The organism is Mycobacterium sp. URHB0044 (assembly GCF_000620625.1).
Taxonomy (GTDB): domain Bacteria; phylum Actinomycetota; class Actinomycetes; order Mycobacteriales; family Mycobacteriaceae; genus Mycobacterium.
In genome coordinates this window covers 73,637-86,834 of the sequence record NZ_JIAW01000008.1, presented here as the reverse complement: position 1 = coordinate 86,834, position 13,198 = coordinate 73,637, and the positions used below count along the sequence as shown (strand labels likewise).

General features: G+C 62.3%; 11 protein-coding genes. All 11 read left to right on the top strand.

Annotation, left to right across the window (positions count from 1 at the left end):
• The first annotated feature begins 2 nt into the window (after positions 1-2).
• The 11 genes from N536_RS0117965 (at position 3) to leuD (ending at position 12,918) form a co-directional block, all read left to right on the top strand.
• Positions 3-1,454 (top strand): MCE family protein, encoded by a 1,452-nt coding sequence (locus N536_RS0117965; RefSeq protein WP_029114870.1) that lies wholly within the window; start codon positions 3-5, stop codon positions 1,452-1,454.
• Between the two features lie 42 nt (positions 1,455-1,496).
• Positions 1,497-2,528, top strand: coding sequence for an MCE family protein (locus N536_RS0117960; RefSeq protein WP_029114869.1), 1,032 nt, complete (start codon positions 1,497-1,499; stop codon positions 2,526-2,528).
• Complete coding sequence (locus N536_RS0117955) at positions 2,525-3,868, top strand: MCE family protein (protein ID WP_029114868.1); 1,344 nt, start codon at positions 2,525-2,527, stop codon at positions 3,866-3,868. Before N536_RS0117960 ends, N536_RS0117955 begins: the two co-directional genes overlap by 4 nt.
• On the top strand, positions 3,868-5,226 hold the full coding sequence (locus N536_RS0117950) for an MCE family protein (protein WP_369798444.1): 1,359 nt from the start codon (positions 3,868-3,870) through the stop codon (positions 5,224-5,226). The genes N536_RS0117955 and N536_RS0117950 overlap by 1 nt, the downstream gene beginning before the upstream one ends.
• On the top strand, positions 5,223-6,365 hold the full coding sequence (locus tag N536_RS0117945) for an MCE family protein (protein ID WP_029114866.1): 1,143 nt from the start codon (positions 5,223-5,225) through the stop codon (positions 6,363-6,365). The genes N536_RS0117950 and N536_RS0117945 overlap by 4 nt, the downstream gene beginning before the upstream one ends.
• Before the next feature lies 1 nt (position 6,366).
• Positions 6,367-7,824, top strand: coding sequence for an MCE family protein (locus N536_RS0117940; RefSeq protein ID WP_029114865.1), 1,458 nt, complete (start codon positions 6,367-6,369; stop codon positions 7,822-7,824).
• A 158-nt stretch (positions 7,825-7,982) separates the two neighbouring features.
• Positions 7,983-8,291, top strand: coding sequence for a hypothetical protein (locus N536_RS0117935; RefSeq protein WP_029114864.1), 309 nt, complete (start codon positions 7,983-7,985; stop codon positions 8,289-8,291).
• A 4-nt stretch (positions 8,292-8,295) separates the two neighbouring features.
• Entirely contained in the window at positions 8,296-9,810 is a 1,515-nt protein-coding gene (locus tag N536_RS0117930) for a class I adenylate-forming enzyme family protein (RefSeq protein WP_036436826.1), read from the top strand.
• Entirely contained in the window at positions 9,807-10,712 is a 906-nt protein-coding gene (locus N536_RS0117925; protein ID WP_029114862.1) for a TIGR03620 family F420-dependent LLM class oxidoreductase, read from the top strand. The genes N536_RS0117930 and N536_RS0117925 overlap by 4 nt, the downstream gene beginning before the upstream one ends.
• Before the next feature lie 180 nt (positions 10,713-10,892).
• Positions 10,893-12,320 (top strand): 3-isopropylmalate dehydratase large subunit, encoded by a 1,428-nt coding sequence (gene leuC, locus N536_RS0117920; RefSeq protein ID WP_197040172.1) that lies wholly within the window; start codon positions 10,893-10,895, stop codon positions 12,318-12,320.
• Positions 12,321-12,330: 10 nt separating this feature from the next.
• The gene (leuD, locus tag N536_RS0117915; RefSeq protein WP_029114860.1) at positions 12,331-12,918 is read left to right on the top strand and encodes a 3-isopropylmalate dehydratase small subunit; all 588 of its coding nucleotides are present in this window, start codon (positions 12,331-12,333) and stop codon (positions 12,916-12,918) included.
• Positions 12,919-13,198: the final 280 nt, after the last annotated feature.

Genomic DNA, 13,198 nt, shown 5'->3' with positions numbered 1-13,198 from the left:
GCATGGAATCAATGCGTTTGAATACGCGGTTGCACCCTGCCTGGTGGACGCTGGTCCTATTTGCGGTGATCGGACTTCTCGTCTTTTCCACCACTTCGATGTTCTTCGGGGCATTCACGCCGTCCGTACCGGTCACCCTGACGTCCCAACGTGCCGGGCTGGTCATGGAGGAGGGCGCAAAGGTGAAGATGCGTGGCGTCCTGGTGGGCCGGGTCAGCAGCGTCGAGGGCGGCAACGATCCGGTCCGCCTGAGACTCGAGTTGTTTCCCGACCAACTCAATTACATACCTGCCAATGTGGTGGCACAGATACGGGCGACGACCGCGTTCGGCGCCAAGTACGTCGACTTAATCTATCCCGACGATCCCAGCCAACAGCGGCTCAGAGCGGGCGCGGTCATCCCGTCGCGAAACGTTTCCACTGAGGTCAACACTGTTTTCCAGAACCTGGTCAGTGTGCTCGACAAAGTCGAGCCGACCAAGCTCAACGCCGTGCTGACGGCGCTGGCCGAAGGTCTGCGCGGACAAGGTGAACGCATCGGGCAGGCGACCACTGACGCCAACCAGGTGTTGATGGCGCTCAATCCGCGCGCCGAGACGATGAGGCGGGATTGGCAGGCGCTCAAGGGATTCAGCGATACCTATAGTGCCGCCGCGCAAGACATCATCACCATCTTGAATGCTGCGGCGACTACCAGTACTACCTTTGTCACCAACGCAAAGAGCCTGGATGCCTTGTTGCTCAACGTTATCGGATTCTCTCACAGCGGCATTGACCTCATTGGACCCAGCAAGGACAACTTGGTCAACGCGGTCAACACACTTCAGCCGACAACCAGCCTGCTGATGAAGTACAACCCCGAACTGACGTGCATGCTCCTTGGCGGCAAGCTCTACTTGGACAAGTCTTCGTACCCCACCGCCAACGGTTCGGCAGTCACCGTTGACAGTGCAGTCCTGCTCGGCGACGACCAGTATCGCTATCCAGAGAATCTGCCGATCGTCGCTGCGAAGGGAGGTCCTGGCGGTAAGCCCGGCTGCGGATCACTGCCCGACGTCGGGAACAACTGGCCGGTCCGTCAACTGGTCACGAACACCGGATGGGGCACCGGAGTGGATGTGCGACCCAATCCGGGCATCGGGATTCCCGGCTATGCCGACTTCTTGCCGGTAACCCGAGCGGTGCCGCAACCGCCCAGCATCCGGTACTTGGGACCGCCTGCGCCAGGACCCATTCCGTTTCCCGGTGCGCCAGCATACGGCGCCGACCTTTATGCCGACGACGGCACACCCCTGTGGCCGGGCCTGCCTGCAGCGCCACCTCCCTCAGGGCAACCCCCGCCGGATCACGTACCGCCGGGAGCCGAACCCTTCACCCTTCCGCCAGGGCAATCACCCACCCAACTGTGGCCGGCAACGCCGGCACCGCCAGCACCGCCGGTGCCGACGCCCTGATCGATCGACAAGCCAAGCGATGCACTACGAGAGGCAACGACCATGAGAGGTAATCTGCGAGGAACCCTCTGGCGTCTTGCCGCGTTCCTGGCCGTGTGCCTGTTCGGCATGTTTGCGATGTTCGCCGTCTTCGGTCAGCTGCGCTTCGATTCCGTGCAGAACTACAAAGCATTGTTCTCCAACATATCTGGATTGAAGGAGGGCAGCTTTGTCCGCATCGCCGGTGTCGAGGTCGGCAAGGTAAGGAAGCTCGCGATCCAGCCGGACACCACCGTGCTGGTGGAGTTCGCTGCAAGCCCCTCGGTGTTCCTTACCCAGGGCACTCGAGCTGTCATCCGGTACGACGATGTCATCGGTGGACGCTACTTGGCACTCGAGAAAGGTGACGATGGCTCCGCAAACAAGCTCCACCCCGGTGACACGATTCCGCTTGCGAGAACCTCACCGGCGTTGGATCTGGACGCGTTGATCGGTGGTTTCCGGCCTCTGTTTCGCGCGTTGGATCCAGACCAAGTCAACGCGCTGTCGAGCCAATTGATCCGGGCCTTCCAGGGGCAAGGTGCCATCGCCGGCTCGTTCCTATCCAGCACTGCCATGTTGACCAACACACTGGCTGATCGCGACGACCTAATCGGTCAGGTGATCGACAACCTCAACACGGTCCTTGGCTCGCTGGCCGAGCAGAGCCAGCAGTTCGACAAGGCCGTCACGTCAGTCTCCGACTTGGTGGCGGGCCTCGAAAGTCGTAAACGCGACATCAGCAACGCCGTGGCGTACGGCAACGAGGCGGCCAGCTCCTTCGCAGACTTGTTGAGTCAAGCTCGGCCGCCGCTGCAGAAGGTCGTGCACGAAACCGACCGGAGCTCAGGCATTGTCGTCGCAGACCACGACTACATGGACAATCTGCTCAACACCTTGCCCGATGCCTATCGCCTGTTGGGGCGCCAGGGTCTGTACGGCGACTTCTTCAGCTTCTACATGTGCCAAATGGTGCTGAAGCTCAACGGGAAGGGCGGCCAGCCGGTGTATGTAAAGCTGGTAGGCCAGACGGCCGGCAGGTGCGCTCCCAAATGAAGTCTTTCTCCGAACGCAATCCCTTCGTCCTTGGCGCCGTAGGCAGCGTGGTGACCATCGGGTTACTGGTCGCGGCCACGAACTATGACAAGCTGCCATTTTTCGGTAGCAAGCATTACTCGGCCTACTTCGCTGAAGCGGGTGGCTTGGTACCTGGTGCTGCTGTACAGATTTCAGGCATGGAGACCGGAAACGTCGAAAGTGTCGAGCTCGACAAGGGGCACGTCTTGGTCACGTTCGACATGAGCACGAAGCTCCGACTGGGTGACCGCAGTGAGGCGGCCATCAAGACGAAAAGCCTGTTGGGTTCCAAGGTCCTGGAGGTCACACCGCGTGGTGATGGCCAACAAGACGGACCGATACCGCTCGACCGGACTACGTCGGCATACCAATTGCCCGAAGCCGTCGGAGATTTGACCTCGGCGATCAGCGGCTTGGATGTCGGCCAGCTCTCCGATTCTCTGGCTGTACTGGCCGATACCTTCAAGGACACTCCACCCGACCTAAAGGTGGCGGTGCAGGGGGTCGCGCGCATCTCGGACACTCTGAACAAACGTGACGCCGAACTGCGGAATCTACTCGCGAACGCCAACAAGGCAACCACCGTCCTGCGGGATAGGGGCGATCAAGTCGTCAGCTTGGTGGCCAACGCCAACGCATTGCTCATCCAGCTACAGAGCCAAAGCGCTGCGCTGGACGACATCTCGGGCAACATCGCGGCCGTCAGTCGACAGATCAAGGGATTCACCGCGGAACAACGCGGCACCTTCAAGGGCGCGTTAGACAAGCTCAATGGGGCTTTGGCGATCATCGACAACCGGAAGGTACAAGTGCAGCAGTCGATCACGCTGCTCAACAAGTACGCGATGTCGTTGGGCGAGTCGGTGTCGTCTGGGCCCTTCTTCAAGGCGTACGTCGCCAACCTGTTGCCGGGGCAGTTCCTGCAGCCATTCATCGACGCAGCCTTCTCGGACCTGGGTCTCGATCCGAACGTGCTGCTGCCGTCGCAGAGCTCAGACCCGCAGGTCGGACAGCCGGGTACACCCCCGTTGCCGTTGCCGTACCCGCGCACGGGCCAAGGAGGTGAACCCCGGCTCACGTTGCCTGACGCGATTACGGGCAAACCTGGCGACCAGCCGTGTGGTCCCGCGGGCGTGCCTTTGCCCGGCCCCGGCTGCTATCCGTACCGCGAACCGGTACCCGCTCCGCCAGCCGGCGGACCGCCGCCCGGACCGCCCGCCGTAGGCCCGCCATCGCTGAACTCCATTGCAAATCCCGCCCCGAGTCCGCTGCCGGCACCCGCACCCAACATGGCACCAACACTCGGAGACGGACAGTGATCAAGCGACGATCAGCCCGAATCGGGCTCGCGACGGCCTTCGTAGCGGTCCTCGTGACCGGGATCGTAATGGCGAGTACCACAGCGGATTCGGTGAGCCGCAGGCATGTCGTCGGATACTTCGCCAACAGCAACGGTCTGTTCGTCGGAGACCAAGTGCGTATCCTCGGTGTCCCCGTCGGCGAGATCGAAAGGATCGAGCCACAGCTAGAGCGGGTAAGAATCGAGTTCTGGTTCGACAACAAATACCAGGTGCCAGCCAATGCCAACGCAGTCGTCCTGGCTCCTTCACTCGTTACCGCACGTGCCATCCAGCTGACGCCTGCTTACTCCAGCGGCCCGGAAATGCACGACGGCACGGTAATCCCAGAGGAACGCACCGCAGTACCAATCGAATGGGACGACTTCCGTGTCCAACTGCAACGGCTTACACAGACGCTGCAACCCGACCAACCCGGAGGCGTCAGCTCACTCGGGTCGCTCATCAACACGGCCGCCGACAATCTTCGTGGTGAAGGCGCAAACATGCGCGACACCCTGATCAAGCTATCGCAGGCCTTCTCCGTGCTGGGCGATCACAGCGCAGACCTCTTTGGAAGCCTCAAGAACTTGTCGACTTTGGTGTCGGCATTGCAAGACAGCACCGACCTGATGCGGCAACTCAACCAGAGCCTTGCGGCGGTGACTGGCCTTCTGGCCAACAACCCAAACGAGGTCGGTAGCGCAGTGAGCAACCTCAACTCCGTGATCGTTGACGTGAAGGATTTCGTGGCGCAGAACCGGGAGACCGTGGGCACTACGTCGGACAAGCTCGCTTCGATCACGACGGCGTTGAACCAGAGCCTCGACGACATCAAGCAAACCCTCCACGTAGCTCCGACGACATTTCAGAACTTCCTCAACATCTACCAGCCTGCACAGGGTGCGATGACAGGTGTATTGGCGTTGAACAACTTCGCCAACCCCGTTAGCTTCATCTGCGGAGCGGTGCAGGCAGCGTCTCAACTTGGCGCCGAACAGTCAGCAAAACTCTGCGCGCAGTACTTGGCACCAATCATCAAGAACCGTCAATACAATTTCCTGCCCATCGGTCAAAACCCGATCGTCGGCGCTACCGCCCGGCCGAACGAAGTGACCTACAGTGAGGACTGGCTGCGACCGGACTACACCTCAGCGAGGGGGGAGGCGCCGCCCACTTCGAACCCGCTGCCAGAGGCAGCCCCTCCGAATCCGCTTGCAGCCGAAGCGCCAATGCCATCGCAAGTCGGCGAGGGGCCGCAAATGCCCGAAGGTGCCAACGCGACGAACCCGGCCGACGGCCTGCCAGGAATGATGGCTGCCGCGGGGAGCGGATCATGAGGCCGCGCAGGAATATTCGTTTCACCATAGCCGTCGGTGTGGTTGTGATGAGCGCCAGTGTTGCGGGCTGTAGTGACTGGCGTGGCGCAAATTCGCTGCCGTTACCTGGTACTCAACGCGGCGGTACGGACGGTTTCGACATCCAGGTGCAACTTCCCGAGGTCGACCACATCGAACGGAATTCGCGTGTCCGCGTCGGCGATGTCACGATCGGTAACGTCGAAAAGATTGAGCTGCAAGGGTGGCATGCTCTGCTCACGTTGCGCCTCAACGGAGACGTCGATCTCCCCGAGAACTCCACGGTGTCGGTAGGCCAGACCAGCCTATTGGGCTCGCTTCATGTGGAGTTGGCGCCAGCGAACGGCGTTCCGGCGGTGGGCCGTCTCCACGAAGGATCGCTGATTCCGCTGGCAGTTGGGAAGTTCTATCCATCGACCGAGCAGACATTGTCGGCGGTGTCGTTGGTACTCAACAACGGGGGCATTGGGCACATACAAGAAATCACCGAATCACTGAGTACGGCCTTCGCCGGTCGCGCGGACGACTTGCGAAGCCTCATCCAGCAGCTTGATCAGTTCATTGCCCATCTCAACGACCAAACCGGCGACATCATCAGTGCGACCGATAGCCTCAACGCACTGGTCGCGCAGTTCGCTCAGCAGAAACCGGTGGTCGACAAGGCGCTGAAGACGCTGCCCGACGCGCTCGCGGTGCTCAGCGACCAGCGGCAGAACCTTACCGACGCCATGGCTGAGCTGGGCAAGTTCAGTGCCCTCGCCGCGGATTCCACAAACCAAACCAAGGACAACCTAGTCCAGGAACTCAAAGACATTGGGCCAGTTCTGCAGTCACTGGCAGACGCGGGTCCGGCGCTGACCCGCTCGTTGAGCTTCTTCGCCACATTTCCGTGGCCAAAGGACCAGCTTTACAAATGGGTCCGCGGTGACTATGCCAACTTGAACGCGGTAATCGACCTGACGATGAGCCGGATCGACCAGAGTCTTTTCACCGGTACGCGATTCGAAGGTGACCTGACAAAGCTGGAACTCCAATGGGGCCGCACCATCGGCCAGATGCCAAGTCCCGCCACGGCCGCCAACCCATTGTTGGCTCCCTATCGCTGGGATCAGGGGCCCTAAAATGCATTTGAGCAGACGGATCTGGATTCAGATCGCGATCTTCGTGGTGGTGTCCATCACCGCTTTCACGTTCATGGCCCTCGACTACATGAGGTTGCCGTCGCTCCTCTTCGGCGTCGGCCAGTACAAGGTGACTCTCGAGCTACCAACGGCGGGGGGTCTGTACGAGAGGTCGAACGTTACTTTCAACGGCACCGAAGTCGGTCGAGTGGAGTCGGTTTCGCTCACCAATTCCGGAGTCGCCGCGCTGCTATCTCTGCGGTCCGACATCCAAATCCCGTCGGACCTGAAGGCAGAGGTGCATAGCCAGTCCGCTGTCGGCGAACAGTATGTCGCGCTGCTGCCGATCGCCAAATCGCGACCGTTGAAGGCCGGCGACGTGATTCCGGTAGATCGCACCTCGATACCACCACCAATCGACACGCTGGTGGACGCGGCCAACCGCGGACTGGAGGCAATTCCTGGGGACAACTTGCGCACCACCATCGACGAGGCCTATACGGCGGTCGGCGGCCTTGGTCCGGAAATTTCCCGGTTCGTCAAGGCATCGACGTCTCTGGCGATAGATGCTCGCAAGAACCTCGACGCAATTACGGCCTTGACCGACGAGTCGGCCCCCGTGCTCGAAACACAGTCCGATACCGCAGGTTCCATTCAAGCTTGGGCGTCGCACCTTGCTACGGTCACGCAGCAATTGCGCGACAACGACACTGCCGTTGCCGGCATCTTGCACGACGGGCCGCAAGCGGCCGCAGAAGTGCGCCAGCTGTTTGATCGCGTGAAGCCGACGCTGCCTGTTCTGCTGGCAAATCTGGCCAGCATTGCGCCAGTGTTGGTTACCTACCGCGACGGCTTGGAACAGCTCCTGGTGATGGTGCCACAAGGTGTGGCGACGTCGCAGGGCAGTACTTTGGCCAATCGTGATTCCAAGCAGGACTATGCGGGCCAGTACTTGAGCTTCAACCTGAACTTGAACCTACCCCCACCGTGCACCACCGGCTTCCTGCCTGCCCAGCAGCGGCGGTCTCCCACGTTGGTGGATGCTCCGGAACGCCCCGACGGCGATCTCTACTGTCGGGTTCCTCAGGATTCGCCCTTCAACGTCCGCGGTGCGCGCAATTTGCCATGCGAAACGCGGCCGGGAAAGCGAGCGCCGACGGTGACGATGTGCGAAAGCGACGAAAACTACGTACCGCTCAACGACGGGTTCAACTGGAAGGGTGATCCCAATGCGACTCTGTCGGGACAGGCCATCCCGCAGTTGCCGCCTATCGAGGCGGGCCAAACGGCGCTTGCTCCGCAGGTCATGACGCCGCCCCCGATCGCCACGGCTACCTACGACCCGGCCACCGGACAATACGTGGGTCCAGACGGCAAGGTGTACACCCAATCCAACCTCGCTGGAACCACGGCTGGCCCGACGTGGCAGTCGATGCTGCTGCCACCGGCGGGCGGGTGAACTCCGTGGGCATGGTGAATCGAGTTGTGCCGCACCAGCCTCGAGTCGAAGGTCCTCGGTATGGCGAAGCGGGCGGAACTCCAGCCCGGAGTGGCCCAGCCTGGGCAACTTCTGGCGAAAGGTTTGGTCGAGGGCGGGCGAGCTTGTATCCTGGATTCATGCAATGGACGGTAGGGGCGCGGCTGCGGAGCGCGGTCGGCGACACGCAGGTGATGGTCATACGTGCTCCCGCGAAGCCGGTGGCTATCACCTGCGGCGGCCATCCGTTGCTGCCCATGGACGTTCAGCCCGCACCCGGGCTGCAGATCGCAGCTGGTCGCGCCGGCGCGACCGTTCTGGGCAAGCGATACGCCGATGCGGACTCCGGACTCGAGTTGCTCTGCACCAAAGCTGGTGTGGCAGCCCTGTTCCTCGATGACAGCCCGCTGCCGGTCAAAGCCACCAAGCCGCTACCTGCATCGGACTAGCAGCATGAACATCGCCATGATCGCCGAAATGGCGGCCGAGGCCGGGAGTGGCCGGTATGCGCTAGGCGACGCCGACGGCGGCATCACCTATGAACAGCTTTGGGACAGCTCCCGTCGTGCCGCCGGCTGGCTCAACCGCGACCCACGGCAGAACGTCGTGATGATTGGCGTGAACTCACCGCTGTTCCCGGTCGCGCTCTTCGGTGCCGCACTCGCAGACCAGTCCTTCACCCCACTCAACTACAGGTGGACGGACACCGAGCTGCTCGCCGCGGTGCACCGGCTCGGCTCGGCCGTGGTGGTGGCCGACGACATCATGCTTCCGCGGTTGACAGATCTCGCCACCGAACGCGCAGTAAAGATCGTTGGCCGGACCCAGTTTCTGACAGAAGTCGACACGATTGAGCCGGCGGCCATTACCGGAGTGCCGCCGCAGCGTCCGGCCGTCCAGCTGTTCACCAGCGGGACATCAGGCACTCCCAAGGTGGCTGTCCTGGAGCACGCGAATCTGGCTGCCTACATCTTCGGCACTGTCGAGCTGATGGCGGCCGAGGAAGGAGACACCCAGCTCATCAGCCTGCCGCCCTACCACGTGGGTGGGATCGCCAACCTGCTGAGCACGCTCTACAGCGGGCGACGGATCGTGCAGCTGGATGCGTTCGATCCGGCGGGGTGGATCAAAGCGGCTCGTCAACACGGCGTCACCCACGCTTCTGTGGTGCCCACGATGGTCGCGAGGATCGTCGCGCTGCTCGCCCAAGACACGGCAGGTGGTTTGCCTAGTCTGAGACATCTGTCGTACGGCGGCGGCCGCATGCCACTGCCTGTTCTCGAGGAGGCGATGCGGCAGCTGCCACACGTCGGCTTCGTCAACGGCTACGGGCTCACCGAGACGAGCTCCACCATCACCGTGCTGGGTCCTGATGAGCACCGAGCAGCCGCCTCGTCTAACGATCCCGGCGTGCGGGCCCGGCTCGGGTCGGTCGGCCGCGCCCTGCCCACCGTCGAACTGTCCGTGCGTGACACCGCGGGCCAGCCTGTCCCCAAGGGCGAACTCGGCGAACTGTGGGTGCGCGGTGACCAGGTTTCGGGCAAGTACGTCGGCGTGGAGTCGGGACGGAACGACGACGGATGGTTCCCCACCAAGGACGGCGCCCGAATCGACAGCGACGGTTATGTGTTCATCGAGGGCCGCCTTGACGACGTGATCGTGCGTGGCGGCGAGAACATCTCGCCGGGTGAGGTCGAGGACGCCATTGTCAGCCACCCGGACGTCATCGACGCAGGCGTGATCGGTCTGCCGGATGACGACTGGGGCGAGCGGATCGCGGCGGCCGTGGTGGCCGCTCCGGGGCGCACACCGGATCCGGCGGAGTTGCAGGAGTGGGTGCGCGTGAGGTTGCGCTCGAGCAAGGCGCCGTCCACGGTGCAAGTCGTCGAGGCGTTGCCGTACAACGACAATGGCAAGTTGGTGCGCCGGATGTTGCGCGAGCAGCTTGCCGCTCGCGCGGAATCATGAGTGCTGCGCAAGCCCTGCGCTCTGCGGCATCGGGCACGACGGGCATTTGGGCGGCACAGCTGCGTAGCCGTGATCAGGGCAAGATCCGCGATGTCGCTGCCGGCATCGAGAACCTCGGTTTCAGCGCCGCGTGGGCTCCCGGCGCGGCAGGCGGGGCTTTGTTCGACGACGTCGGTATTGCGCTGGCCGCCACGTCCCGCCTCGTCGTCGCGACCGGGGTGCTGAACATCTCCATGCACCAGGCGAGGGAGACCGCGGCCTGGGTGAACACAGTCCGCTCGACGGCGCCCAATCGATTTTTGCTCGGCCTTGGAGCCAGTCACCCGCACCGGGTGACCGCAATGGGTCAGAAGTACCAACCGATGGCGGCCATGCAGGGCTATCTGGACGAACTCGAGAGCGCCAATCCGCCAGTGCTCGAAGCGGATCGGGTTCTCGGCGCGCTCGGGCCGCGGATGCTCGATCTGTCGAGAGATCGGGCTGTAGGAGCGCACACCTATATGGTCAGTGCCTCGCACACGGCGGTGGCCCGTCGCGCACTTGGGCCGGACCGGCTGCTCGCTCCGGAGGTGAAGGTGATCATCGACTCCGACCGCGACCGGGCACTCGAGACGGCACGACGTCATATTGCCCACTATCTCGAGATCCCCAATTACACCCGCAACCTCCTCCGAAGCGGCTACCGCGAACAGGATCTTCTCGAAGGCGGTAGCACTCGGCTTATCAACGGCCTCTTCGCGATCGGCGACGTCGACGCGGCGACGCGACGTGTCGAGGAGCACTGGGCCGCCGGCGCCGACCACGTCTGCATCCAGGTGGTCATGCCCGAACGTGGCGTCGTGCCGTGGGACGAGTGGCGGCTGCTAGCCGAGGCTTTGGCCGAAACCACAAAGGCCGGTTGACACTCCAGCCGAGCAGTGGAGTATCCTGGATACAGACTCGCATCGAATCGCCGGAGGGCAGATGTCAGAAGCGTTCGAAGCCGAGCCCCTACCCGCAAGCGATTAGCTCACGACATCGCCCAACGGGCTGCCTAGGGTTTGGGGCCGACCGGGCAACTACGCATTTCGTGCATTACGAGCATGAAATCTCAATCTCTGAGAGGACGCGCGTTGGCATCGACGCTCATCGAAAAGATCTGGAACACGAAGGTGGTGCGCCGTACAGCGGCGGCACCGGATCTGCTTTACGTCGACATGCATCTCGTGCACGAGGTGAGCAGTCCACAAGCCTTCGAGGGCCTCAGGAATGCTGGCCGGGCCGTCCGGCGCCCCGAACTGACGCTTGCAACGGAGGACCACAACACACCGACGGAGAACATCGAACGGCCTATCGCTGACCCCGTTTCGGCAAACCAGGTTGCCGCTCTGCGAGACAACTGCCGCGAGTTCGGTATCCGGCAGTTCCCGCTGGGGCACGACGATCAGGGCATCGTTCACGTAATCGGCCCTCAACTCGGCCTGACGCAACCAGGAATGTTCGTTGTGTGCGGAGACTCCCACACCAGTACTCACGGGGCCTTCGGTGCGTTGGCATTCGGCATAGGTACGAGCGAGGTCGAGCACGTACTCGCAACGCAAACACTGCCCGTGCCGGCCTTCAAGACGATGGCAGTGACGCTGGAGGGCTTGCCCCCCGCGGACGTGACAGCCAAGGATGTGGTGCTCAACATCATCGCCACTATCGGCACAGCCGGCGGACAGGGTCACATCATTGAGTACCGGGGGCCTGCCGTTGACCAGATGACGATGGAGTCCCGGATGACGGTGTGCAATATGTCCATCGAAGCCGGCGCCCGCGCAGGCTTGATGCAGCCGGACGAGACGACTTTCAACTACCTGCGTGGGCGGCGTTTTGCACCAACTGGTTCAGAATGGGATGAAGCCGTCGAATCGTGGAGCGCGCTCCGATCTGATCCCGGTGCGCGGTTTGACAAAGATGTGGCCATCCGTGCTGAACGCATGAGACCTTTCGTCACTTGGGGTACCAATCCCGCACAGGGTGTGCCGATCGACGCCGCCGTTCCCGATCCATCCGATTTCGCCGATCCGGAGGCGCGGATCGCCGCCGAGCGAGCGCTGCGGTACATGGACCTGGAACCGGGAACTCCGATGCGGGATGTGCCGATCGACACCGTATTCGTCGGATCCTGCACGAATGGACGACTGGAAGACCTCCGCGCTGCAGCAGCTGTGCTGCGAGGCCGTCACGTCGCCCCGACAGTGAGGATGGTCGTGGTGCCCGGATCTGCGGGGGTGCGGCTGATGGCTGAACAAGAGGGTATCGCCGATGTATTTCGGGCAGCAGGTGCTGAGTGGCGCCATGCAGGCTGTTCGATGTGCCTGTCAATGAATCCCGATCGTCTTGCGCCAGGCCAGCGCTCGGCGTCTACATCCAATCGAAACTTCGAAGGCCGCCAAGGCGCCGGTGTGCGCACCCACCTGGTGTCGCCCGCCGTAGCCGCGGCCTCTGCGGTCGTCGGGCGTATCACCGCACCATCCGACCTTTAGGAGGTTTCTCATGGAGGCATTCGAGATCCACACCGGCACGGCGGTGCCCCTGCGGCAGTCCAACGTCGATACCGACCAGATCATCCCGGGCGAGTACCTCAAGCGCACCAGCCGTTATGGATTCAGTGATGGGCTCTTTGCGACCTGGAGAGAAGACGCGCAGTTCCCGTTGAACCTTCCGCAGTACCAAGGTGCATCAATACTGGTCGCTGGCAACGACTTCGGCACCGGGTCATCTCGAGAACATGCGGTGTGGGCGCTTTGGGAGGCCGGCTTCCGCGTTGTCATCTCTCCTCGATTCGGCGACATCTTCAGGGCCAACTCGCTCAAGAACGGCCTACTTGCCATCGTCTTGGATCACGACACCACCGGTCGTTTGCAAGACCGAGTCGAGCAAACGCCACACCTTCAACTCGAAGTTGACCTTCCGGCCCGAGAAGTCCGCTACGACGGTATGCGCATCGCTTTCGACATCAGCGATTTCGACCAGATGCGACTCCTGCGCGGACTGGACGACATCGACTTGACGCTGTCGGACGCGAGTCTGATCGCACGTTATGAATCGACTCGCCCTTCGTATCTGCCCAGAATCACGTGACCGCATGCTGAACCGTGCTGGCGTGTAATGCGCAATTCCGCAGCCGTTACGTGCCGTCCGCACCCAGGACCAGGCCATGCTTGACCTCGGGCAGACGGAGCTTCGCCACGGAGACTTCCGACCCGCGCGCCAGCGCCTGGCCTCGAGGTGGTCGAGATACGTCAAAGTTCAACATATTTCAGACTGCTCGTCATCGCCCATGTGATCCGCTCCGCCACGCGTTCTCGGCATCCCCTCTGCCACTGCCTCCTCGGTGCGTTCACGCCGATCCTGCGCAGCT